Raw genomic sequence first — 25,278 nt, forward strand, 5'->3', positions numbered from 1 at the left:
TATGCATATTCATATTCTCGGTATTTGTGGCACCTTTATGGGTGGTATTGCGGCTATTGCCAAGGCGCTGGGGCATAAGGTAACAGGCTCAGATGCAAACGTTTATCCGCCGATGAGCACCCAGCTTGAGCAGCTGGGCATCGAGCTTACACAGGGCTGGGATCCGGCACAGCTGGAGCCGGCTCCCGATCTGGTGATTATTGGTAATGCCTTATCCCGCGGTAATACCGCGGTAGAGCATGTGCTGAATACTAACTTACGCTATACCTCCGGCCCGCAGTGGCTGGCCGAGCAAGTGCTGCATGACCGCTGGGTGCTGGCGGTGTCGGGTACTCATGGCAAAACAACTACCAGTACTATGCTGGCATGGATCCTGGACTATGCCGGGCTCAAGCCCGGTTTTTTAATCGGCGGCATCCCACAGAATTTTGACTGTTCTGCCCGGCTTGGTGAATCGCCATTCTTTGTTATCGAAGCCGATGAATACGATACCGCATTCTTTGATAAACGCTCTAAGTTCGTGCATTACAGGCCACGTACGCTGGTAATTAATAATCTGGAATACGATCATGCAGATATTTTCCCGGATTTAGCGGCGATTCAGCGCCAGTTTCATCATTTGCTGCGGATGGTACCGGCAAATGGTCTGGTGCTGGCACCTGAAGATACACCGGCAATTAAACAGACACTGGATATGGGCTGCTGGAGCGAACGGCAAAGCTACGGTAATGCCTGGACAGCAGAGCTTTTGCAGACTGATGGTAGCCGCTTTGCGCTCTACTATCAGCAGGAAAAACTGGGCGAGCTGAGCTGGCAGTTAAATGGCCAACACAATGTTGATAATGCGGTGATGGCTATCGCCGCGGCAAGGCATGCAGGTGTGCCGGTGGCAATTGCACTGGAAGCCTTGGCGCGTTTTGTCGCGCCGAAACGGCGGATGGAGCTAAAGGCAGATATCGCAGATATCAGGGTATACGACGATTTTGCCCATCATCCTACGGCAATCAGCACCACTTTACAGGGCATCCGCAATAAAGTGGGGGGTAAGCGTGTACTGGCAGTACTTGAACCACGCTCCAACACGATGCGTATGGGCGTACATCAGGCGGCACTGCCACTGGCGCTGGCGTTGGCTGACCAGGTTTATTTGTATGAGCCGGCGAATGCCAATTGGTCGCTGGACGCTCTGGCCAGAGCCCTGGCGCCCAAAGCCAGCTTAAGCCGTGATATTGACGCACTGGTGCAGCTGCTGGCCGAACAAGCTATGCCCGGAGACAGCATTGTAATCATGAGCAACGGCGGCTTTGGCGGTATTCACGACAGGCTTATCGGTGCGCTATCGGCAAAATGGGAGCACAAATGAGGAGCGAAAAACAGATCACGCTGGCATTTAGCGGAGCCTCTGGGGCTCCCTATGGCTGGCGTTTGCTGGAGCTGTTGCTGGCGCAGGGCATAAAAGTACATTTGCTTATATCCAGCGCGGCCAGAGTCGTGTTTGCGACTGAGCACAATATTAAGCTACCTGCAGCACCGGAGAAGTGTACTGAATTTCTACAACAGCATTTTGGCTGTGATAAAACCTTATTAAAGGTGTATGGCAAAGACGACTGGTTCTCACCGGTGGCGTCGGGCTCTGCGGCGCCACGGCAGATGGTGGTATGCCCCTGTTCAACCGGCACAGTGTCGGCCATTGCCACAGGTGCCAGCGATAACTTAATCGAGCGGGCGGCGGATGTGGTAATAAAAGAAAAAGGCCAGTTAATACTGGTACCACGGGAAAGCCCGCTCAGTGCCATTCATTTGGAAAACATGCTGAGTCTGGCCCGGCTTGGCGTCACTATTATGCCAGCAGCGCCTGGTTTTTATCATCAGCCACAGCAAATCAGTGATTTAGTCGATTTTATGGTGGCGCGTATTTTAGATCATTTACAGGTGCCGCATCAGTTACTTAACCGCTGGGGTTACAGCGGTGAAACAACACAGACAGGAGAGTAACATTGAGTTTAGCCTTGGATATTACCGGCCTGCATAAGGTGTATAAAAGCGGAACAGTTGCGCTTAGTGGTATAGATTTACAGGTCAGGCAGGGCGATTTCTTTGCGTTGCTGGGGCCAAACGGCGCTGGTAAAAGTACCACTATTGGTGTGATTAGCTCATTGGTCAATAAAACCCGTGGCAAGGTCAGTGTTTTTGGCTTTGACATCGACAGCCAGCTGGAGCAGGCCAAAAGCCAACTTGGGTTGGTGCCTCAGGAGTTTAACTTCAACCAGTTTGAAACGGTGCTGCAGATAGTGGTGAATCAGGCTGGTTACTATGGTGTACCGAAGAAAATAGCCATTGAGCGTGCAGAAAAGTACCTCGGTCAGCTTGGACTGTGGGAGAAACGTCACGCCAGAGCCCGCGAGCTCTCCGGCGGCATGAAACGGCGGCTAATGATTGCCAGGGCCTTAATGCATGAACCTAAGCTATTGATCCTTGATGAACCTACCGCAGGCGTAGATATTGAGCTTCGCCGCTCGATGTGGGAGTTTTTGCGCACCATCAACCAGCAGGGTGTGACCATCATTCTGACAACGCACTATCTGGAAGAGGCAGAAATGCTGTGTCGCAATATCGCTATTATCGACAAAGGTCAGATCATTGAAAACACCACGATTAAAGCATTGCTGGCCAAGCTGACGGTGGAGACTTTTGTGCTGGATTTAGCTGATGTGCCGGCTGATCTGCGTTTAGATGAGTTCAACTGGCGGGCGCTGGATGACCATAGTATTGAAGTGGATGTACAGAAAAGTCAGGGCTTAAACCCCATTTTTAGCCAACTTAGTGAGCAGGGTATAAAGGTGTTATCAATGCGCAACAAAGCAAACCGGCTGGAAGAATTATTTGTCACCCTGGTTGAACATGGCCGCGGAGGTGCAAAATGATCAAAGCCAATTACATGGTGGCGCTAAAAAGCATTCTCGACAAAGAGACCAACCGTTTCTTGAGAATTTGGGTGCAAACCCTGGTGCCACCTGCTATTACCATGACACTGTACTTTGTGATTTTCGGCAGCCTGATTGGCTCTCGTATCGGCGACATGGGTGGCTTTAGTTACATGGAGTTTATTGTTCCCGGCCTGATTATGATGTCGGTGATTACCAATTCGTATGCTAACGTGGCGTCGTCTTTTTTCAGCGCTAAGTTTCAGCGTAACGTAGAAGAGCTGCTGGTGGCACCGGTACCTAATTACATCATTGTGCTGGGCTTTGTGGGCGGTGGTATGGCGCGTGGCATGCTGGTGGGGCTTATCGTGACAATACTGTCGCTGTTCTTCGTGACTATTCAGATCCATAATCTGGCGGTGATAGTGATTACTGTCACGCTGACATCTATGTTGTTTGCACTGGGCGGCCTGATTAATGCTGTATACGCCAAAACTTTCGACGATATCAGCATTATTCCGACCTTTGTGCTGACACCTCTGACCTACCTCGGTGGCGTGTTTTACTCATTAACACTGCTGCCGGGCTTCTGGCAGCATGTTGCCGCGTTAAACCCGGTGGTGTATATGGTAAATGCGTTCCGCTACGGCTTTTTGGGGGTGTCCGACGTCAGCCTGGCATTGGCGTTGACGGTCGTTGTTGGCTTTATCGTTGTATTATTTAGTTTTGCCATGTATTTAATCAACCGTGGTATAGGTCTGCGCAGCTAACTGGCACTACGTTCAGGTATCACTTGCTTGACTATTTTTTTGCAGACATTTTTCGGCGCTTGCAGTAAAGTGAGCGCCTTTTCCCGGCCGTTTTAGTAACTGCTAAATCAGTTTGCAGAGTAATAACAGCATGACAGAATCGAGTAAAAGACAGGCAACCGCATCAGAAGAGGCGCTATGGCGCATCTTTACTGTACCTGAAGCGCCTGATTCTACGCTGAGTATCATCGAGCAGAATTTATCGCAGAACCTGGCCGGTTTTCTGCGCGAAAGTATTGTTGCGGTTGAAAAGCCATTATGGCAAATCGAACGTGATTTTCAGGCACATCAGATCCCACAGATGCCTAACTTTGTGTCAGATTATGCCGAAAGCCTGATGCAGAAACTGGTCGCGCATTCGGTACATACCGCCGCACCAAGTTTTATTGGCCATATGACATCGGCGCTGCCGTATTTCGTACTTTCACTGTCGAAGATGATGGTGGGGCTGAACCAGAATCTGGTAAAAATTGAAACCTCAAAAGCCTTTACGCCAATGGAACGGCAGGTACTGGGAATGATGCACCATCTGGTGTATGGCGAGGGCGAAGGCTTCTATAAAAAGTGGATGCACAGTGCGAATCATTCGCTGGGGGCTTTTTGCTCCGGCGGCACTATTGCCAATATCACTGCACTTTGGATAGCACGTAACCGCCTGTTAAAAGCCGACGGTGACTTTAAAGGCATTGCCCGCGAGGGCCTGTTTAAAGCGATGAAGCACTATGGCTATGATGGCCTTGCTGTACTGGTGTCTGAACGCGGCCACTATTCGCTGGGTAAAGCGGCTGACGTATTAGGTATAGGCCGCGAGTCGCTGATTTCTGTAAAGACTGATGCCAACAACAAAATTGACACTGCGCTGCTGGCAGAAAAAATGGCTGAGCTTAAAGCGGCGAATATTCGCGTGCTGGCCATTGTCGGTGTGGCGGGTACTACCGAAACCGGTAACGTTGACCCTTTGCATCAGCTGGCCGACTTAGCAGAACAGTATCAGTGCCATTTCCACGTAGATGCAGCCTGGGGCGGTGCGACCTTATTGTCGGACAAATACCGTCACCTGCTAAGTGGTATAGAGAGAGCCGATTCCGTAACTATCGATGCTCACAAACAAATGTATGTGCCGATGGGGGCTGGGATGGTGGTATTTAAACACCCATCAGCAGCACATGTGATTGAGCATCATGCAGAGTATATTCTGCGTAAAGGCTCAAAAGATTTAGGCAGCCAGACGTTAGAGGGCTCGCGCCCGGGTATGGCGATGCTGGTGCATGCCTGTTTGCAGGTTATTGGCCGAGACGGCTATGAAATACTGATTAACCGCAGTCTGGAAAAAGCCCGTTATTTCGCCACGCTTATAGCGCACAATATCGATTTTGAACTGATCACTGAGCCAGAGCTGTGTTTATTGACATACCGCTACGTGCCGGCTCAGGTGCAAAAAGCGATGGCGGCTGCTGATGCGGAGCAACTGCAGCGTTTTAACGAATTGCTCAATGGACTGACCAAGTTTATCCAGAAACGCCAGCGCGAAGAAGGTAAATCTTTTGTCTCCCGCACCCGCCTGACACCTGCTCGCTACAACCGTCAGGAAACAATAGTATTCAGGGTGGTACTTGCTAACCCGCTGACAACAGAGCAAATTCTGCACGATGTATTGGTCGAGCAAGACCAGATAGCGCAACTGGACAAAGAGTTTTACCCCAAGTTGCTGCAACTGGCGAAAGAGCTGGCCGCGTAACGCTATGATAAGCAAAGCACAGCTGTTTTCTGTTGCCGTTGTGCTCTGTGTGGTGTTATCAGGCTGGTTTTGGCATAACAATACCCCGCCTGTCAGTTCAATTGATGCTGACATAGGCAAAGATACCGCTGACCTCACTCTTGATGTTGCCGATGACGTTGCTGAACACGGCGAGGCCCCGGTTACTCCGGCAAATGAAGAACCAGCTCTGGCAAACGACATATCTTCTGACTCTGCGCAACAGTCTGTACAACTGGAATGTGAAGATATCCAGCAGCAGATTAACTCCCACCCGGCAGCAGAAGAGTTTCGGCAGTTTAACCAGAGTTTATCGTCCGAGTTAATTGACAGTTACTACGAGCAGCTGAATATGGACGAGCTTTTGGCAGAAGCCCAGACCGCGAATGTATCGGCCATGCGGATGTTGTCTGAAAAGTATCTTCGGTATGCTCAATTTCAGAGTTATAGCGAACCGGATAAAAATCTCTTTGATGAAAGACTTAAAGACAGATCGGCGCTGGCCCAGTCGCGTTATTGGAATGAGCAGGCCGGGTTACATGGTTACGTCGGTGCTTTTTTCGGCTTTGCTTTCACCTATGGCATTGAAATTTCTGAATTAACACAGCAGCTAAATGAATCACCCGAGCTCGAAAGTGAGCTGGCAGTACAGATAAGGGATTTGGAATATCAATTAGCGGCTTATATGCAGTTAGCTTTTGATGTGATGCCGCAGTTAACCGAAATATTGTTGCCGCTGGAAATGCAAATAAAGCAGTTGCAGGCCGGAGGCGCCAGCGGTCCGCCATTTGAGCCACAGGAATATGAGCAGAGATATCAGGATCTTTATGCGCAGTGGCAGTACAAACGGGCACAGCTTGGCTTACCTCCTCAGTTTGAGTTTTCATTGACGCCGGGTGTCAGGCAACTGATGGCGTTGGAGAAACAGTTGTACAACTGCTATCGCTAGTTTGTTCTGAGCTAAGTAACAGGCTATTATCCAACCACACTGTTACAACAGCGGACTCTTTTTATGCGTAATTTATTGTTTACCCTGCCTTTACTGCTGGCACTGACTGGCTGTCAAAGCGCCTACTATTCAGCAATGGAGAAAGTTGGCGTACATAAACGTGACATTTTGGTCGACCGGGTAGAAGAAGCCCAGCAATCGCAACAGGATGCCCAGCAGCAGTTTAAATCGGCACTGGAGCAATTTAGCAGCCTGATCAAATTTGACGGCGGTGATTTACAGCGTATGTACGAAGCGACCGACAGCGAATATCAGGCATGCAACAAAGCGGCTGAAGACGTCAGCGCCCGCATTGACAGCATAGAAGCGGTAGCGGATGCGCTGTTTGATGAGTGGGAGGATGAGCTTGAGCAATACAGTAATGCTAAGTTAAAGCAAGACAGTGCCAAAAAGCTTGCCGAAACCAAACGACAATATGCCAGCTTGCTAAAAACGATGCGCCGTGCAGAGCAGACGATGCAACCTGTGCTGTCATCACTTAAAGATAATGCTCTGTACTTAAAACATAACCTGAATGCTAAAGCGATAGGGGCGTTAAAAGGGGAGTTTAATTCAGTGCAGAAAGACATTAACCTTCTGATCGCTGAAATGAATAAAGCGATTGCACAGTCGGAGCAATTTGTTGCAACGTTAAAGCAATAGTGAAAGTGATTTGGAATACCGAAAGTAACATAAAAAATGCTGATGGAGGAAAGCTTATGTCAGGTCAGGGGTCAGGGGGCAATGTTATTGCCGCGCTATGTAATGTATTTATTCCGGGTTTAGGACAACTGGTACAGGGCCGTATACTGGCTGCTATCCTGTTCTTTGTAGTTTGTGCTGCAGGTTATGCGTTGTGGTTTCTGGTGGTACCGGCGATCGTTGCCGCTATCGCACACTTATGGGCCATTATTGACGCGGCAAAATTCAGAGCCACCTTATAACAGGTGGCTTTTATTATCTTACAGCGCTGTTGTCTCTGCGGTTAAGGCCGCTGACAGTGCTTGCTGCGCTGCCAACTCGTCCTGTGATAATGCTGTATGCTCAGTGCTGTGATGATTTAATTTCTGCAAAAACTCATTAGCCAGCACCAGGTTAGCGCTCAATAATAATAACGTGGTTAATACTACTTTTTTCATTAGTCTGCCTCCTGCAAAACGCAGTCTCATTGCACTGGTAATACAGTTAGCAGTAGTCGTGCCAAAAATAATAAGTTATAAATATCAATAAGTTGGCGTGTTCTTGCGGATGGCGCAGCGTCTCGGTAGGCTGGCTGCTGTCGCTAATTGGCGTCACTTAGCGACAGATATTTAAGAATGTTATTTATATCAAAAACTTAGGCTGTCACTGTTTAGCGACAACCTACATTGTTTAAACCTCAAGGTTGTCTATCAGACGCGTTGTTCCCAGCCAGGCAGCCGCCAGAATGACTTTTTCCTGCTCTGCTTTAGTGGCCAGCGTTAAATCATGCCGGTCTGAAATATCTATATAGTCCGGAGTAAAGCCAGCCTGTGTCAGTTGTTGTCTGACCTCAAATTCCAGCGCACGGTAATCGTGATTACCGGCCAGAATGGTGTTACGTAGCTGTTGCAACAATTGATACAGCTTCGGTGCCATCGCACGTTGTTCAGCGTTTAAATAACCATTACGCGAACTCAGTGCCAGACCGTCACTGGCACGCTCTGTTGGTACACCGATAATATCAATAGGTAGTGACAAATCCGTCACCATCTGGCGGATAATGGCCAGTTGTTGATAGTCTTTCTGACCAAAACAGGCAACATCAGGCTGTACCAGGTTAAACAGTTTACAAACAATCGTAGAGACGCCTCTGAAGTGGCCGGCCCGGCTTGCACCACAATGCAGATCACCAAGTTTGGGTACTTCAACAAAGGTCTGAGCGTCCAGACCCCGTGGATACATCATTTCCGGGGTAGGGGTAAACACGGCATCTGCACCATGCTGCTGCAAACCAGCACAATCTGCTTCCAGCGTGCGCGGGTAGCTGGCTAAATCTTCGTTTTTGCCAAACTGCATCGGGTTTACAAAAATACTGACAATGACTTTGTCGGCGCGTGTTTTAGCCACATCGACCAGTTGCAGATGGCCGTTATGCAGGTTGCCCATAGTGGGCACGAACGCAATGCGCAGGCCATTTCGACGCCAGCTGTTAATTTGCTGGCGAAGTACATCGATACTGGAAATTAAGTTCATGGGTATTAAAAGCTATGTTCGTTAGCAGGGAAAGCCTGGCTTTTTACTTCGCTGACATAGGCTGCAATGGCACTTCTGATCTCGCCGGTTTGCGCCAGATAGTTCTTCGAGAACTTAGGTATATAGCCGCTGCTGATGCCAAGCAAATCGTGCATCACCAGTACCTGACCATCAGTGACGTTGCCGGCGCCAATACCAATAACAGGTATGTTCAGGGCCTCGGTAATACGTTTAGCCAATGCAGTTGGAATGCACTCAAGAACCAGCAGCTGGGCGCCAGCCTCTTGCAGGGCTTTTGCCTGCGCTACCATAGCATCGGCAGCTGCATCAGTTTTACCCTGTACTTTATAACCACCAAAAACATGCACTGACTGTGGTGTCAGCCCCAGGTGACCGCATACCGGTACGCCACGTTCTGTCAGGGCCTTTACTGTGGGCAGCAGAAAATCTCCGCCTTCCAGTTTAACCATGTTGGCGCCGGCCTGCATCAAAGGTACAACATTCTGCAACGCCTGCTCCAGCGTGCCGTAACTCATAAACGGCATATCGGCAATCACAAAGGCATCCGGTGCACCTGAGCGAACTGCACGGGTATGGTAGGCGATATCGCGCACTGTTACCGGTAACGTATCGCCATGCCCCTGTAGCACCATGCCAAGAGAATCGCCGATTAATAAAACTTCAACGCCTTGCTCGGCAAATAATTTAGCGAAACTGGCATCATAAGCTGTCAGCATGCTGATTTTATTACCTTGTTGTTTCATTTTCTGTAATACAGCAGTGGTGATCTTAGCCATTTTTATCTCATCTGACCATTAACGCAGGTGGCGCAAGATGGCACAAAGTGCCCTCAGCTGCAACTGCTTGGAAGTTTTTGCAAGCCGTTTAACGGAACTTGCGCAAGTAAAGAAGATAGTACAGTACCATCGGGTAACTGAAGTAGTGGTGCAATTTCATAAAGCGGATACAGCACAAATTCACGCTGATGCAAGCCGTAATGAGGCACGGTTAACCGCGAGCTGTTAATTACCAAGGTGCCGTACAGCAGAATGTCTAAATCCAGCGTGCGTGGCCCCCAGCGCTCAGCTTTACGCTGACGGCCGTGCAGTTGCTCTATCTGCTGTAGCGCATCTAACAAAGCTTCGGCTTCAAGCGTAGTATCCAATGCGGCAACAGCGTTGACGTAGTCGGGCTGATCCTGCGGCCCCATCGGTTTAGAACCGTATAAGGAAGATACTGCTATCAACTCAGAGCACGGTAGCTGCTGCAGCGCCCTGATAGCCTGCTGCAGTTGTTGTACCGGTTGGTTCAAATTGGCACCCAGGCCAATATATGCGCGTACTGTATCCATTACTCGGCTGTACGTTTGCGTTTATAGCTGCGCCGGCGCCGCGGGCCTTTATCTATGCCTTCTTTACCTAACTGGCTGATCAGTGCCAGGCGGTCGTTTTCATCCGCAATCTGGAAACGCTCCCACCAGACAGCAAGCTCTGTCAGGCTGCTGTCATCGGCCTGAGCCAGAGCACGTAATTGCAGAAAGTCAAAGGCACCACGAAATTTCGGCTGCTCAAGCAGTTTGAACGCCCTACGGCCAGCACGCTTAGTCAGGCGGTTTTGCAGGGCCCAAATATCACGCATTGACAGCGTAAAACGCTTAGGAATGGCGATAGTGCGTGTAACATCGTCCAGCACTTCTGTCATTGCAATGTTCATGGCGTCTATTTCGCTTAACCCGTCAGTCACCAGTGCCTGGCTACGAAGTTCTACCGGATACCACAGCAAAGCCGCGAAAATAAACGCTGGTGTGACGGGTTTATCTGCGTCGACTCTGGCATCGGTGTCCTGCAGAGCTTTGGTTGCCAGCTGAAATGCTTTGCCTTCGGGTTCTTGTTTTAATAGCTTATCCAGTTGCGGCAGTAATTGCTTTAATACGCGCATATCACGCATCAGCATAAAATTATCAAAGGCTTTACCGGCAAGCAGCAGTTTCACCAGCTCATCAAACAGCCTGGGCGCCGGAATGTTTTTCAGCATTACGGCCAGCTGTGGTATTGGCGCTGCAGTGGGTGGGGCTATATGCATATTCAGCTTGGTAGCAAAACGGATAGCACGTAAAATTCGCACCGGATCTTCACGGTAACGTGTTTCCGGATCGCCAATCAGTTCTATTTTGCGCTCAGCTATAGCCTGGGTACCATTGGCAAAATCGTATACAGCAAAGTCATTTACTGAGTAGTACAGCGCGTTAATGGTAAAGTCACGCCGTTCGGCGTCTTCTTCAATAGTGCCATATACGTTGTCGCGTAAGATCTGGCCATGGTCACTTAAGCTGGCAGTTTTTAGCTTAGGTGCAGTATCTGCTTCGTCATCGGCACCGCTGTGGTGGCCCCGGAAGGTTGCTACTTCTATAATCTCACGGCCAAACACCACATGAGCCAGACGAAAGCGACGGCCAATCAGCCGGCAATTACGAAATACCTGCTTTACCTGTTCCGGGTGGGCATTTGTTACCACATCGAAATCTTTAGGCTTAATACCTAGCAGTAAGTCACGGATACAGCCTCCAACCAGATAAGCATCAAAACCGGCATCTTTGAGGCGATACAGTACTTTTAACGCATTGGGGCTAATATCTTTACGCGAAATAGCATGTTGGTCACGGCTTAAACGCTGCACTGCTGGCAGTAAGCTGGCAGACGGAACCTGACGTGGCGCACGCTGCACTTTGCCGGCAACAGCATTCTGATGTGACTTTACAGTTTTACCTGTTTTGGCCTTACCGCCAAAAGTGCGGCGGCAAAAATCTAACACTCGCGAAATAATGATAATTCTCCTGCACAATGCTGCTGGGTGCAGCATAAAAAAAACGGCTAATAATACCGCAGCCGCAATTAAAAAAGAATGAAACCAACCGGGCTTATTAAAATTCTGTACTGTTTATTTCAAGCCGGGCTGGTACTTTTGCCAGTTGCCAGTGCGTGATAGCCCAGCTAAGCAACTCATCAACTGTTAGCCGGACTAATTCTGCCGGTGGTTGCTGGCCGAGAAATCGCAGTGCCTTATACAACGTTTCGGTAACATGCCACTCGCTAACAGCCGCGGCATGGTTTTGCTTGCTCAGTTTAAAACCCGGCTCTGTCACCGCTAATGGCAGGTGCCCATATGCCGGTGCCCTGGCACCGAGCAGGTTACATAATGCCTGCTGGCGTGGTGTCATCTCTAGCAAGTCGGCGCCACGTATCACTTCTGTTACCGCCTGATCAATATCATCAACCACTACGACCAGCTGATAAGCAAATAAACCGTCGCGCCGCTTGATGATATAGTCTTCATCTGCCAGCGCAGCAGGTATGGTCTGGTGGCCAAATACTAAATCGGTAAATGCGGTGTTAACACCCTGGCTGCGAAGGCGCCAGGCCACAGTGCCTGATTGTTTGTTAAGAGACGCGCAATGGTTGTCATACACACCACCAAGCTCACTGACCCGTTTACGGTTACAACTGCAACCATACAGCAGGTTTAGCTGCTGTAAATGCGCAAATATCTGCTGATATCGCTCCAGGCGCTGGCTTTGATACAACACGTCGCCGTCCCAGTGCAAACCAAATTGCTCCAGCGTGCGTAAGATGTCGCTGTCGGCACCCGGTACCATACGGGGTGTATCGATGTCTTCCATCCGCACCAGCCAGCGGCCTTGTTGGCTTTTTGCCTGCAGATAGCTGCCCAAAGCAGCGATGAGAGAACCGAAGTGAAGCGGGCCGGAAGGCGAGGGCGCAAACCGGCCGGTATAAGCGGGGGAGAGTCCGGGCATACTAGCCGCCCAACTGCTTTTCCTTTATTTCTGCCAGGGTTTTGCAGTCAATACACTGATCTGCTGTTGGCCGGGCTTCCAGACGTCTGATACCAATCTCGATACCGCAGGTATCACAGTAACCGAAATCTTCGTCTTCAATCTTCTGCAGAGTTTTCTCAATTTTTTTCAGCAGCTTGCGTTCACGGTCACGGGCACGCAGTTCTAAGCTGAACTCTTCTTCCTGTGCCGCACGATCGACTGGATCAGGGAAGTTTGCGGCTTCATCAGCCATATGGTTCTTTGTGCGATCAACTTCTTCGCGCAGCTGTTGACGCCAGGCGTCCAGAATGCGGCGGAAATGTTCCAGTTGCTTCGGGTTCATGTATTCTTCCCCGACAGCTTCCTGATATGGCGCTACGCCTGCAAGGGCCAGTAAGCCCAGCGTTTTGGTAGTATTGCCCTCTGGCATAATCATCTCCTGTATAATGCCAAGCAAAAAAATGTGGCGGCTATAGATAGCAGAATATTGCTGGCATCGCAATCAGATTTAAAAGACGCGGAAGTATACAGATTGCTTGCAGCAACGTCATCTTTTTTCATCTGGCTAACATCACTTAGTGTTGGCCGTGCTGCAGAGGCAAAATAACGTAGCGGTGTTTTGTCGCGAAAACCTTGTGGTACACTCAGCAATATTCCTTTAACGACAGTAATAAAAGGGCAGGTTATGTCAGATGTGGTGCAGATCACGCTGCAGCAAGGTGGTGCTGCAGAAAAGTGGGGTAAAGCCTTACTTACTCCGGTAAATGACGGTTTTCAGATCCATTTGAATCAGCAGGACGCCCTGCGCAGTGTGCAAAAAGCCAGCCGTAGTTTAGATAACCTGGGATTAACAGAGGTTAAATTAACCGGCGAGCTGTGGACACAAGAGCTGCAGTGGGCATTCTATCAGGGTTTCTGTTCAGCCAGGAAAAGCGGCACGGTACATTTTTGCGGTGACGACAACACAAAGATGCAGCTCGGGCATTTAATGCGTTGTTTTAGCTGGGCCAAAAAAGTGACTAATCAATCACCAGATGATTTATACCCCGAGCAACTGGCTAAATCTGCTGTGGCATTTATCGAAAGTGTCGCCGCTAAAGGCACAGTAAATAGTGAGATTTTACTGGACCAGCAACTGCTTACAGCAGGCTGGAATGGTTTACATGCCGTTGGCCGTGGCAGCGCCAGAAAACCAGCAATGCTGGTGCTGGATTACAATCCGACCGGGGATACTTCAGCTGTTGTCAGTGCTGCTCTGGTAGGTAAAGGTATCACGTTCGATAGCGGTGGTTATTCTATTAAAGCTACTGAAAGTATGCTGACGATGAAATGCGATATGGGTGGTGCGGCAACGGTAACCGCGGCCTTAGCCCTGGCAATATTGCAAGGTCTGAATAGACGGGTGCGGCTGATTTTATGTTGCGCAGAAAACCTGATCAGCAGCAATGCCTATAAGCTTGGCGATATTATTACCTATAAAAATGGTACTACAGTCGAGATTGTTAATACCGATGCAGAAGGGCGTCTGGTGCTGGCTGACGGATTAATGTGTGCTGCAGAAAGCGGTGCCGGGCTTATTATTGATGCAGCGACCCTGACCGGAGCTGCTGTTACAGCGGTAGGCAGTGAGTACACAGCTTTATTTGCATTGGATAAAGCGCTGGCACAAAAGGCGTTGTCTTATGCTGAAACCGTGCAGGAGCCAACCTGGCAGTTACCGCTTGAGCTTTGGCATCAGCAGCAATGCCCTTCAGCTTACGCCGATACTGCAAACAGCCGGCCGGTGAAAGGTGGTGGTGCTGGTGGCGCCAGCAATGCAGCCGGCTTTTTAAGTCGCTTCGTGCCTAATGAAGGTAAGGGGTGGCTGCATTTTGATTTAGCCGCTGCTTTTAACAATACCAACAATGCCTATTGGGCGGCCGGCGCCACCGGACAGGGTATCCGGACCATCAGTGCAACTTTACTGGCTGAGGCCTGAGTTGGCTGCAATTTGCCGGTTAAACATGATGATGGTCAGCCTTAGTGTGTAAAACGGGTTAAGTTGTGTTACCTGTCACGGAAATACTGCCACAGCTGCTGACTTTACTGCAGCAGCATAATAAGGTTATCGTGTCGGCGCCGCCAGGTGCCGGCAAATCGACCTACCTGCCATTGTATCTGTTACAAGATGCTGCTCTTGCGGGCAAAAAATTACTGATGCTGGAACCGCGCCGCTTAGCAGCGAAAAGCATCGCCAGTTATCTCAGTGCGCAGTTAGGTGAACGGGTCGGTGATACTGTTGGTTATCAGATCCGCCAGGAAAAGCGCAGCAGCAGCCAAACACGTTTACTGATTGTCACTGAGGGCGTGCTGACGCGCAAGTTACAGCAAGATCCAGAGCTTAGTGATATCGATCTCATTTTGTTCGACGAATTTCATGAACGCTCGTTACATGCTGACCTGGCACTGGCGCTTTGTCTGGAAGTACAGCAGTTACGCGATGATCTTAGATTGCTCATCATGTCTGCCACACTGGATATGGCATTGTTGGCAGAAAAGCTCGGTGCGCCCGTGCTGGAAAGTGCCGGCCGCAGCTATCCGGTAGAACAAGCATACGTTACACCTGAAAACCAGCCACTTTCGACACAAATCTCCCGCATGGTGCAGCATGCGCTAAACCGGCACACTGGCAGCGTACTGGTATTTTTACCCGGGCAAAGTGAAATTCAGCAGACATTACAGCTGCTGCAACAGCAGGATTTAGCTGCTGATGTGCAGCTGCATGTATTGCAAGGCAGTCAGTCGCTTGAGCAACAACAGCAAGCCATAGCACCGCCAGCTGCTGGCAAGCGAAAAGTAGTACTGTCGACCAATCTGGCCGAGACCAGTTTGACGATAGAGGGCATCAGTATTGTTATTGACAGTGGCCTGTGCCGGCAAAGCCGGTTTAACCCACGCAGCGGTGTCAGTATGCTGGAAACCTGCGCCATCAGCCAGGCAGCAGCGATACAGCGAGCCGGTAGAGCTGGCCGATTAAGCGCAGGCATCTGTTACCGGTTGGATACGGCAGAAAAATGGCAACGCCGGGCCCGGTTTACAGCGGCAGAAATTGAAACCAGCGATCTGAGCTCGCTGCGGCTGGAGATTGCCGCCTGGGGCTGCAAAGTTGAAGATTTGTTCTGGCTGACTGCGCCGCCCTCAGCACACCTTGTTGTTGCAGAGCAGTTGTTGCAACAGCTGGGTCTGATAGACGATAACCTTAACATAACCAGCCGTGGCCGACAGGCACACAGTCTGGGCACTGCCCCCCGTTTTGCTGCTATGCTGCTGCACAGCCAACAGATGGAGCGACAAGGTCACCAGGGCGCTACAGCACTGGCGTGTTTGCTGGCGGCAGTATTAGAAGACACCCGTGTATTACAAGGCGACATATACAGTTTACTCGGACGGCTAAAACATACGCTGCCGCAACAGTGGCAGCAGGCTTGCAGTTTTGCACGCTTGCTGGATGTTGATTTGGCCGTAGCATTGCCGCTTGAACTTGCGCCGTTACTGGCTTTGCGGGCTTTTCCTGACCGGCTGGCTAAAAGGCGTGGTCAGGGTTACCAACTGGCAAATGGCAGTGGCGCTGTTTTGCAGCATAACCACAGCCTTAGCGGGCAGCCGTGGCTGGTTGTATTGCATTTGCAGCAGTTTGGTCGAGAAAATCAGATTTATCATGCGTTTAGTATTACGCCAGAGCAAATTATGCAAGACTGGCAGGCGCAATTGCACTGGCAAACTAAAACCTTCTGGGATGAGAGAAGTGGCAGCTTTATCAGCGAACAGCAACTGAATTTTGGGCAGTGTGTGCTGGCAAGCAAGCCCGCCGCATTGCAGCTAACGGCAGAGCAGAAACAGCAAGCCTGGCTGCATTATATCCGCAGCAAAGGCCTGGGCTGCTTAACCTGGCCGGAAGCTGCTTTGTCGTTAAAAGCGCGGGTTGCGCTGCTAAGGCAGCATCAGTGTGATGCAGACTGGCCGGATTTTTCTGACCCGGCATTGCTAGATGGCCTGGAAAACTGGCTTGGGTATCAACTGTCGCAAATAAGTAAAAGTGCAGCGCTGGCGCAGTTGCCTCTGTACGATGCATTATTGCAGAAACTCAGTTATCAGCAGCAGCAACAATTACAGCAGTTGCTACCGAGCCACTGGCAGGCACCTACCGGGTCACGTTTGAGTATTGACTATCTGGCAGAGGGCGGGCCGCGGCTTTCAGTGCGTGTTCAGGAAATGTATGGCCAGATGCAGTCTCCGACGGTACTGCAAGGCCAGATTAATATTACTGTCGAGTTATTGTCGCCATCACGCCAGCCGTTGCAGGTGACACAGAATTTAGCCAGCTTCTGGCAAAATGCCTGGCAGGAAGTAAGAAAAGAAATGCGTGGGCGTTATCCGAAACACTATTGGCCGGAAGACCCGGCACAGGCAATGCCAACAACAAAAACAAAAAAGGCGATGCTGAAATGAGTAAAACAAAGAATGCTGGCCAGGCGAAAAAAGGCCGCTCTAAAGCGGCTTCGCAAAACAGCTCTTCCTCTACCGTGATCCGTTTTTTCCGTCAGACAGCAGTACTGCTGCTGAAGGTTCTTTGTGTGCTGGTACTGATCCTGCTGTTTTATCTGGTGTATCTGGATAGCAAAATCAGCAAGAAGTTCAGTGGCCAGAAATGGCAGGTACCGGCACAGATTTATGCCCGCAGTACTGAGTTACTGCCGGGAGCAACGATCAGCCAGCAGCAGCTTATTAACCAGCTTAACAGCCTGCAGTATCAACGTAATGCCGCTTTGTCTGCGCCTGGCCAGTACAGTGTTTCCCGTAATCATGTCACTGTGTATCGCCGGTCTTTTACCTATATAAACGGTTTTGAAGCTGCGCAGTTATTCAGTGTTGAATTTAATCGCGGCGGCATTAACCGGATCACCCAGCGCCAGCAAAAAGAGCCACTAAACTTCGCCAGATTGGAACCGCAGCTGATAGAGCATCTGGTCGCGGCGCAGCAGGAAGACCGCGAGTTGGTCCGCTTGGAGCAGGTGCCAGAGCTATTCAAAGACACGTTATTGCTGGTGGAAGACCGGGACTTTTATCATCACCACGGCGTATCGCCGTTGTCGGTGCTACGTGCTTTGTGGGTCAATGCGCTGGCCGGGCGCACCGTACAGGGTGGCTCAACGCTGACGCAGCAGCTGGCTAAAAATATGTACCTGAGCAGCGACCGCACCCTATGGCGAAAAATAAATGAAGCCATGATTGCGCTGGTACTGGATTACCGTTTCAACAAAGACCAAATTCTGGAAGCCTACCTGAACGAAGTGTTTGTCGGGCAGAATTACGCCAACGCTGTTCATGGTGTTGGGCTTGGCAGCCGGTTTTACTTTGGGAAACCGGTAAGTGAACTACAACCGGCAGAGTATGCGTTGATGATTGGCTTGTTAAAAGGGCCATCTTATTTCGATCCGCGTCGTTACCCCGAGCGCGCCCGGCAGCGGCGAGATCTTGTGCTGAGGTTAATGTTTGAACAACATCTGCTGGACAAAGCGCAATATGAAAGTGCGGTAACTCAACCGGTTTCTGTTATTCCGCGGGCTCAGTACCTCAACAGCGGTTATGCCGCTTACATTGACGCAGTAAAAAAAGAGCTACGTCAGCTGAATATTGATGCCGCCGACAAAGAGCAGGGCATAAAGGTATTCACTTATCTGGATACGCAGGCACAATATGCTGTAGAAACGGCCGTAAAAAGCCAGCTAGCAAAACTAGACCCGGAGCTGCAGGCGGCAGTTGTAATGACGAATTATCAGCATGGCGAAATAACAGCCATGCTGGGCAGCAAAGATGCGGTTCAGGGCGGTTTCAACCGGGCGATAGATGCTAAACGCCAGATTGGCAGTATTATAAAGCCGGTTATTTATCTTGAAGCGTTGGCCCAGCGCGGCCGTTATACGTTGGCATCAATATTGGAAGATGTGCCAATCAGACTGCGCAGCAATGACCAGGACTGGCAGCCACAGAACTTTGACAAGCAGTTCCGTGGGCCTGTTATGTTGATAGATGCACTGGCTAACTCACTGAATGTTCCAACGGTGCGCCTTGGGCTGCAACTGGGCTTGCCTGCCATCAGTGACGGGTTGCGCAGGCTTGGCCTCAGACGAAAAGTAAAACTGCATCCAGCGGCCTTATTAGGTGCAGTTGAGTTAAGCCCGCTTGAAGTCACTCAGCTGTACCAGACTATTGCCAACAATGGTTTGCATCAGCAGCTGGCAACCATTCATGCTGTAGCAGGCTATGACGGCCATGCTTTGTATTTACGCGAAGATGAATTAACGCGGCGTTACAACGAGCAGGAAGTTTATCTGTTGCAATATGCATTGATGCAGGCGACAAAAACAGGTACCGGCAAAGTACTGCAATCAACCTTCCCCGGGCTTAGCATTGCGGGTAAAACCGGCACCTCCAGTGATTACCGTGATAGCTGGTTCAGTGGTTTTGATCAGAACACCCTAACAACGATTTGGTTAGGGCGGGATGATAATAAAGCCATCGGGCTGACAGGCTCTACCGGTGCTCTGAGCGTTTTTAGCCGTTTATACAGTCAGTTAGGTGTAAGCTCACTACTGCGGCCTATGCCTGAACAGGTATCTTTACAGGCATTTTCGTTAAAAACAGGTTATGCCCAACCACAAAATTGCTTTAACGTATTGTTATTACCAGCGATTTCGGTTGAAATGCCTGTAATGTCCGAATGTACAGAAGAATAACAGCACTTGTCTGACACTATGGCGATAAAACTAGATAAACCATTGCAGGTTGGCGATTGGCAATATGTACCAGAGCAGGACAAGCTGGTGCAGCTGGCTGCCGATGGTAAAATTGCCGTTACCGCTGATCTGGATAACCTGTCGCAGAAAGTAGCGAATTATTTTATTGCTAATGCGGGCAAGCTGATTACTAAAGACGAACTGCTGCATGATGTCTGGGGTATCCGGGATGTATCAGACGGGCGTGTTACCCGGGTAATTAGAGTGCTACGTGTAGCGCTTGGGGACGATACCCGCGAGCCTCGTTACATTGAAACTATTCCTAAACGAGGTTACCGTTTTATTGCCCCTGTAACGGTGCTGGAGCCTCAGGTTACGTTTGATAAAAATGACCCACCAGCTCAGGTGGGGATTAACCGCTCTGAACAGAAAAAAGTACACTGGCCTTGGTATCTTGGCTTTGCGTTCATTTTTATTGCGGCTATTACCTGGTGGTTATGGCCGGCGACGCCTGATCTGCAGGATAAAGCGGCGTCAGATATTCCCATGTTGCGGTATAAGCCTGTCACTGCACTTGATGGTCTGGAGTTTTATCATAATGTGTCTGAGGATGAGCGGTATCTGGTATACAGCTACGCCAGCCCGGAACAGGAAAACGTAACAGTGCTGATGTTACAGGACTTAGCTGAGCACAAACGAATAAAATTAACCGAGTCGTCCTATAACAGTTTTGGTGCGGTGTTCAGCCCGGATGGGAAGCAAATTGCTTATCACCGTATGTACGAAAATGGGAATTGCGAGATACGGCTTATTTCGTTGAATTTGTCCTCGTTCTCCGCTGAGAGCGATGACTTGCTGACGGTATGCGGTACCAACTCGGTCTCATCACGTATTTCATGGTCACCGGATGGAAATTATGTAGTCTATCCGACCATGAGTGCGCAGAAGCAGATGGTCATAATGTTAACGTCATTGAACGGCGAGCTGACTGAGCAGCTTGCCGTGCCACCACCGAGTAGCTTTGGCGATTATGTCGCGCGGTTTTCAAACAGTGGCTCTAAAATACTCTTTTTAAGAGATGCGGCGGGGTCTTCCCAGCTCTGGGTGCTGGATTTATCCAGTCGGGAAACTAAAATGCTGGTCAATATCACTGACAATATTCCGGGCAATGTGGATTGGACCCCTGACGACAGCTCTATCATCTATCCTTCAACACCAACAACGTTAAGCAAGGTAAATGTTTCCACAGGACAAACAGCCATTATTGCCTATACGGATTACGCTGCATTTGAGGTTCAGGTTGCTAACAGTGGTAAGGCCTATGCCAGTGTGGGGAGTTTTTCCCACGTGAATATCCGAAAGGTACCTAATATTTTACGAAATAAGACAGGTACTGCTGAAACGGTATTCAGTTCAAACCGCAATGAAACTATGGCTGAGGTCAGCTCTATACCCGGCAAGCCCATAGCTGTTGTTTCCAGGCGCTCAGGCTTGCCACAGGTATGGTTGTTTTATCCGGATGGAAATCAGAAGCAAATTACTTTTTTCCCAGGCAGCGAGCGCTTTCGCAGCCTAAGCTTTTCGCCAGATGGCCAGTTTTTGATTACTCAGGTCAATAATGACATCTGGTTATTATCTGCAGATGAGCCGGCAAGAAAGATTGCTGGTGGTGCTGATAATTTAATTTCATATCCGGTTTGGAGCAGTGATGGCCAGGCCATTTACTACGCTGAGTCCAAAAATGCGCGCTGGAATATTATTCGCTTAGCGCTGAAAGACAGCGCACCAACAGCACAGGTAGCTTTTGAAAACCGTGAGTTATATATCGAGAGCTATGACGGTGAATATAATATATGGCGCGATGCAAACACGAAGAAATTCTATATTAAATGGCGCGACAAACCTGGAGCGGAAGAGTTACCCATTCAGCTGCCTGAAAATCAGGTTTGGCTCAAGTTTCAGCTGAAAAAAGATGGGCTTTATTTTACTTACCTATTGGATGATATTCATTACAGGCTGAAGTATTACGATTTTTCAAAAGGAACCCTGACAGATGCTGTAGCGTCAACTCTGTATCACAGCAGGTTTAGCCTGTCACCTGACGAAAAGTCTGTTTATATTCTGGAATCAGTAAGAGGGGATCTTGATATTGCGCAGCTCGAACTGCCGTAGAGGTTTTATAAAGATTTTATAATGAATTCATAGAGATAAATCAAGAGCTTGCACCTAGTGTTGATGGCGAATCGTTATCAACTTCTAAGGTGAAAACATGAAAGTAAATTTACTCGTTGCGGCAGTAATGACAGTATGTGTGTTTGCAGTATCAAAAGCGGATTCAAGCAACATACTCGAGCAAAACGCTTCCGGAGACTTGTTAGCATGTGGCTGGTATCCATTCTGTGGCGATCCGGATGTTTATAGCCCATTAGCAACGCCCAAAGATTCAAAATCTAAAACAGAAACTCAGGATACCAAAAACGAAAAACTAGCCTGAAATACTGTCTTACAAATAGAAACGCTAAACATTTCCAATAGTTAAGGTATACTCCGCCCAGATACTTTGAAGTCGGGCGGACCTTAATGTCAAATCTGGACCCTGTGGTACAAATTGGCGACTGGTACTATCAGGTGATCTATGGTCAGCTGTGGCCTGCTGGTGCACCGCCATCTGCAGAGAATATGATCCGACTTGAACCCCGCTTGCACAGTTTACTGAATTTCTTTCTGCAAAATCCTGATGTATTGCTGGCAAAAGATACCCTGATAGAGAAAGTCTGGCCAGCTGATGAAGGCACAGATGCGGCTGTGATGCGTGCAGTCGGCGCACTGCGTAAATTACTTGGTGATGATGTCAGGACGCCCAGTTATATCGCCACAGTGTCCAAAAAGGGATACTGCTGGCTAGCGAACATTCAGCCTGTTTCTTTGCCTGTTTCGTTGCCTGCCACTACCGGCTTACCTGCGGATGAACAGCAACAGTTAGCAGCTGTCGATGACAATGTTACCCAGCAGCGACCTTGGCGGTTCATTGCAGTGACTGCTTTATCAATACTGGTTGGCTGTGCAAGCCTGGCATTTATTCTGGCAAAGTATACCGCTGCACCTTTGGTTAAATTGCCGGATACCATTGCGCCGATTAGTGCGTTGAGTGGCCAGGAATACTGGCCGGTGCTTAATGCCGCCCAAACTCAGGTGATATATCAGCACAAGGCTCCCGACAGCAAACTGTCGAACTGGAGCATACAAGACTTGACCGATTTGCGTGTGACACATCTACCACAGCTGTATCAGCAGATTTCTCAGGCTTTATGGCAGGACGAGCAGCGCATTTTGTTCAGGGCCAATAAGCCGGGGCAGGGTTGTTTTTTTTATAGCCAACAATTGCTGCCGGTTGTTTCTGAGCCTATATCATTGTGGCCTTGTCATAAGGTGCTGCCGCAAGCGACTGTTCGTTGGCAGGATAGCTGGTTATGGCTCGATACTGACCTGAAAAACCAGGTTCAACTGTGGCTTGCTAAGCCTGGCTCTGAAGCACAATTATTGCAAACCTTGTCAGGCGGATGGCGTGCGGTGCAGCACATACTGATATCTGATGACACGCTTTATCTGTTAGCGCAGGAAACTCAGAATAACAGTATCTTGCTGAAACTGGCATTACCTGATGGTGCGCTTGAACAGGTTATGCGCTTCCCCTTTATTGTTAGTCATTTTTCCTGGTGGGATGAGACGCAGTTGTTGTTGGCCCCACAAAGCCAAGAGCTGCAGATCCTTGATATAAACAGCCTGAACTGGCAGGGGCTTGGTGCGCTGACACGTGATTTAACTCAGACCGTAAGGTACCCGGGACAAGTGCTGGCAACGCAGTTTCTCGACTACACAACAGATATATTTCAGCTTAAGCCTAAAGCCTCTGATGACAGTAATGCGATTTTTACGCCCTGGCATGTCAGCAACCGCAGTGAGCGCTTACTGGCGGTGGCCGAACAACAAACGGCTTTTGTATCGGAACGGGCAGGACACAGCCAGATTTGGCTGGAGCAGGGCCGGGACAGTGTACAACTGACGCGTTTGAACGAAGATCAGCAGGTGCAGCAGCTGTTATGGCATGGTAAATCATTGTTGGTACTGATTAACAGTGAACTGTACCGGCTTGAGCCGCAAAGTAGTGCCCTGACACTGTACCCGCTGCAGCCTGATAACCCGGGCCGTTATGCCAGCTGTCAGGGAAGGTTGTACTGGACCGAACTTACAGCTGATGGTTGGCAGTTGTTTACCGAAACCGACAATAAAAAGCAGCTTATACACCAAGGGGCCGTTGATGTACGCTGTGCACCACAGCAAGCGTTGGTATTGCAGCTAAATGAGAGTGATAACCTGTTGCTGCGCAGTGCAGACGGTACTGTGACAACACTACCTGTATTAATTGACTGGCGTAAGCAAACCGCTGAGCAATGGTTTGTTGATGACACCGGTATTTACTGGCAAGACAATGAAAACAGAACAGTAAATGCGTACTCCTGGCCGGAAGGTATGATAATGCGAGAGGCCTGGACATCGGCATGGCCGGTCGCTATATATTCTGGCGGTCATGGTATCGGCTATGTCGTGCGGCCGAGGCCACACGACACAGATATCGTTTGGTTGCAGAACCGTCGTTAAAGCTGTTTAAAGCTCTGTTCTGCCGCCTGTAAAGTGTATGCCAGGTCTTCGGCGCTGTGGGCGAGTGACAAAAAGCCTGCTTCATAAGCTGATGGCGCAAGATATACGCCCTGATCCAGCATCAGGTGGAAAAAGCGTTTGAAAGCATCAATATTGCATTGTGTCGCCTGAGCAAAGTTACTGACATGTTTCTCGGTGGTAAAGAAGACCCCAAACATGCCACCGACCTGATTTGTCGTTAATGGAATGCCATGCCTGGCGGCGGCAGTACAGAAGCCGTTAAGCAACTCTGTGGTTTTTGCCGTCAGCGCCTGATAAACCCCTGGTTTACTGATTTCAGTCAGGGCAGCTAAACCCGCCGCCATAGCAATAGGGTTACCTGACAAGGTGCCTGCCTGATATACCGCACCCAGTGGTGCTATATGCTGCATGATTTCACGTTTACCACCGAAGGCGCCTACCGGCATACCACCACCGATAATTTTACCTAAAGTCGTTAAATCAGGTGTGACATTGTATACCGCCTGAGCACCGCCGAGGGCAACACGAAAGCCGGTCATGACTTCATCAAAAATCAGCACTGCACCATACTGATCACACAACTGACGCAGGCCTTGTAAAAAGCCCGGTGCAGGTGGAATACAGTTCATATTGCCCGCTACCGGCTCGACGATAATACAGGCTATATCATCGCCATGCTGCGTAAACAGCTGTTGTAACTGCGGCAGGTTATTAAACTCGCTTGTCAGCGTGTACTTGGCAAAATCAGCCGGCACACCGGGGGAGTTAGGTACGCCCAGTGTTAAGGCGCCAGAGCCGGCCTTTACCAGCAGCGAATCAGCATGGCCATGGTAGCAGCCTTCAAATTTTACTATGGTGTTACGGCCGGTATAGCCGCGGGCTAAACGGATAGCGCTCATGGTAGCTTCGGTGCCTGAGCTGACCATACGCACCATTTCCATACTGGGTACCAGTTTGCTCACCAACTCTGCCATCGTCACTTCAGCCGGGCAGGGCGCACCAAAACTCAAGCCTTTTTGCGCCGCTTCAATAACAGCATTGCGGATAGTTGGGTGATTGTGCCCCAGCAACATCGGTCCCCAGGAACCTACATAGTCGATATAACGCTTGCCATCGACATCAAACAAATAAGCACCATCAGCACGGTCGATGAAGACTGGTGTACCACCGACACTTTTAAACGCCCGCACTGGCGAGTTCACGCCGCCGGGAATGGTGTGCTGAGCCCGTTGAAATAATTCTGCAGATAAAGACATAAATCAAATTCCGGTTGTTAAGGAAACACAGGTCAATGAAAGA

General features: G+C 49.6%; 22 protein-coding genes. 14 read left to right on the forward strand and 8 right to left on the reverse strand.

What is annotated here, in order from left to right:
• Position 1: 1 nt before the first annotated feature.
• The 8 genes from mpl to AC5SV9_RS14940 all read left to right on the forward strand — a co-directional run bounded on the left by mpl (position 2) and on the right by AC5SV9_RS14940 (position 7,421).
• Entirely contained in the window at positions 2-1,363 is a 1,362-nt protein-coding gene (mpl, locus tag AC5SV9_RS14905) for a UDP-N-acetylmuramate:L-alanyl-gamma-D-glutamyl-meso-diaminopimelate ligase (RefSeq protein WP_475151017.1), read from the forward strand.
• Complete coding sequence (locus AC5SV9_RS14910; protein WP_475151016.1) at positions 1,360-1,995, forward strand: flavin prenyltransferase UbiX; 636 nt, start codon at positions 1,360-1,362, stop codon at positions 1,993-1,995. The genes mpl and AC5SV9_RS14910 overlap by 4 nt, the downstream gene beginning before the upstream one ends.
• A gap of 2 nt (positions 1,996-1,997) precedes the next feature.
• Positions 1,998-2,924: an ABC transporter ATP-binding protein gene (locus AC5SV9_RS14915; protein ID WP_475151013.1), complete on the forward strand. Its 927-nt coding sequence runs from the start codon at positions 1,998-2,000 to the stop codon at positions 2,922-2,924.
• Positions 2,921-3,694 carry an ABC transporter permease gene (locus tag AC5SV9_RS14920; protein WP_475151011.1) on the forward strand — a complete coding sequence of 258 codons (774 nt, stop codon included), beginning with the start codon at positions 2,921-2,923 and terminating at the stop codon, positions 3,692-3,694. The genes AC5SV9_RS14915 and AC5SV9_RS14920 overlap by 4 nt, the downstream gene beginning before the upstream one ends.
• Positions 3,695-3,824: 130 nt before the next feature.
• Complete coding sequence (panP, locus tag AC5SV9_RS14925) at positions 3,825-5,471, forward strand: pyridoxal-dependent aspartate 1-decarboxylase PanP (RefSeq protein ID WP_475151010.1); 1,647 nt, start codon at positions 3,825-3,827, stop codon at positions 5,469-5,471.
• A gap of 4 nt (positions 5,472-5,475) precedes the next feature.
• Positions 5,476-6,438: a hypothetical protein gene (locus AC5SV9_RS14930; RefSeq protein ID WP_475151009.1), complete on the forward strand. Its 963-nt coding sequence runs from the start codon at positions 5,476-5,478 to the stop codon at positions 6,436-6,438.
• A gap of 63 nt (positions 6,439-6,501) precedes the next feature.
• The gene (locus AC5SV9_RS14935; protein ID WP_475151007.1) at positions 6,502-7,140 is read left to right on the forward strand and encodes a DUF2959 domain-containing protein; all 639 of its coding nucleotides are present in this window, start codon (positions 6,502-6,504) and stop codon (positions 7,138-7,140) included.
• Between the two features lie 56 nt (positions 7,141-7,196).
• Positions 7,197-7,421 (forward strand): hypothetical protein, encoded by a 225-nt coding sequence (locus AC5SV9_RS14940; protein ID WP_134051875.1) that lies wholly within the window; start codon positions 7,197-7,199, stop codon positions 7,419-7,421.
• Positions 7,422-7,439: 18 nt separating this feature from the next.
• Here AC5SV9_RS14940 and AC5SV9_RS14945 read toward each other — a convergent pair whose 3' ends face one another.
• From AC5SV9_RS14945 to dksA, 7 genes are all read right to left on the reverse strand, one after another.
• A complete protein-coding gene (locus AC5SV9_RS14945) occupies positions 7,440-7,616 on the reverse strand; it encodes a hypothetical protein (protein WP_226767234.1) in 177 nt (58 codons plus the stop codon).
• 232 nt (positions 7,617-7,848) lie between these two features.
• Positions 7,849-8,691, reverse strand: coding sequence for a pantoate--beta-alanine ligase (gene panC, locus AC5SV9_RS14950; protein ID WP_475151004.1), 843 nt, complete (start codon positions 8,689-8,691; stop codon positions 7,849-7,851).
• Between the two features lie 5 nt (positions 8,692-8,696).
• A complete protein-coding gene (panB, locus tag AC5SV9_RS14955; protein WP_475151001.1) occupies positions 8,697-9,488 on the reverse strand; it encodes a 3-methyl-2-oxobutanoate hydroxymethyltransferase in 792 nt (263 codons plus the stop codon).
• A 53-nt stretch (positions 9,489-9,541) separates the two neighbouring features.
• Entirely contained in the window at positions 9,542-10,042 is a 501-nt protein-coding gene (gene folK / locus AC5SV9_RS14960; protein ID WP_475150999.1) for a 2-amino-4-hydroxy-6-hydroxymethyldihydropteridine diphosphokinase, read from the reverse strand.
• Positions 10,042-11,550, reverse strand: coding sequence for a polynucleotide adenylyltransferase PcnB (pcnB, locus tag AC5SV9_RS14965; protein WP_475150997.1), 1,509 nt, complete (start codon positions 11,548-11,550; stop codon positions 10,042-10,044). The genes folK and pcnB overlap by 1 nt, the downstream gene beginning before the upstream one ends.
• A 61-nt stretch (positions 11,551-11,611) precedes the next feature.
• Complete coding sequence (gene gluQRS, locus AC5SV9_RS14970; protein WP_475150995.1) at positions 11,612-12,502, reverse strand: tRNA glutamyl-Q(34) synthetase GluQRS; 891 nt, start codon at positions 12,500-12,502, stop codon at positions 11,612-11,614.
• Between the two features lies 1 nt (position 12,503).
• Complete coding sequence (dksA, locus tag AC5SV9_RS14975; RefSeq protein ID WP_134051863.1) at positions 12,504-12,953, reverse strand: RNA polymerase-binding protein DksA; 450 nt, start codon at positions 12,951-12,953, stop codon at positions 12,504-12,506.
• 255 nt (positions 12,954-13,208) lie between these two features.
• On the opposite strand from dksA, the gene pepB reads away from it, so the two are divergent.
• The 6 genes from pepB to AC5SV9_RS15005 all read left to right on the forward strand — a co-directional run bounded on the left by pepB (position 13,209) and on the right by AC5SV9_RS15005 (position 23,958).
• Positions 13,209-14,501, forward strand: a complete 1,293-nt coding sequence (pepB, locus tag AC5SV9_RS14980) for an aminopeptidase PepB (RefSeq protein ID WP_475150992.1) — start codon at positions 13,209-13,211, stop codon at positions 14,499-14,501.
• 65 nt (positions 14,502-14,566) lie between these two features.
• Entirely contained in the window at positions 14,567-17,011 is a 2,445-nt protein-coding gene (hrpB, locus tag AC5SV9_RS14985) for an ATP-dependent helicase HrpB (RefSeq protein WP_475150990.1), read from the forward strand.
• On the forward strand, positions 17,008-19,299 hold the full coding sequence (gene mrcB, locus AC5SV9_RS14990) for a penicillin-binding protein 1B (protein ID WP_475150988.1): 2,292 nt from the start codon (positions 17,008-17,010) through the stop codon (positions 19,297-19,299). The genes hrpB and mrcB overlap by 4 nt, the downstream gene beginning before the upstream one ends.
• An 18-nt stretch (positions 19,300-19,317) precedes the next feature.
• The gene (locus tag AC5SV9_RS14995; RefSeq protein ID WP_475150986.1) at positions 19,318-21,471 is read left to right on the forward strand and encodes a winged helix-turn-helix domain-containing protein; all 2,154 of its coding nucleotides are present in this window, start codon (positions 19,318-19,320) and stop codon (positions 21,469-21,471) included.
• Between the two features lie 97 nt (positions 21,472-21,568).
• Positions 21,569-21,793: a hypothetical protein gene (locus AC5SV9_RS15000; protein ID WP_475150983.1), complete on the forward strand. Its 225-nt coding sequence runs from the start codon at positions 21,569-21,571 to the stop codon at positions 21,791-21,793.
• 86 nt (positions 21,794-21,879) lie between these two features.
• Positions 21,880-23,958 carry a winged helix-turn-helix domain-containing protein gene (locus AC5SV9_RS15005; protein WP_475150981.1) on the forward strand — a complete coding sequence of 693 codons (2,079 nt, stop codon included), beginning with the start codon at positions 21,880-21,882 and terminating at the stop codon, positions 23,956-23,958.
• Here the strand turns inward: AC5SV9_RS15005 and hemL are convergent.
• Positions 23,955-25,235, reverse strand: a complete 1,281-nt coding sequence (gene hemL, locus AC5SV9_RS15010) for a glutamate-1-semialdehyde 2,1-aminomutase (RefSeq protein ID WP_475150979.1) — start codon at positions 25,233-25,235, stop codon at positions 23,955-23,957. The two genes, AC5SV9_RS15005 and hemL, sit on opposite strands and share 4 nt — an antisense overlap.
• Positions 25,236-25,278 lie beyond the last annotated feature (43 nt).

The organism is Rheinheimera sp. ATLC3, from assembly GCF_059429535.1.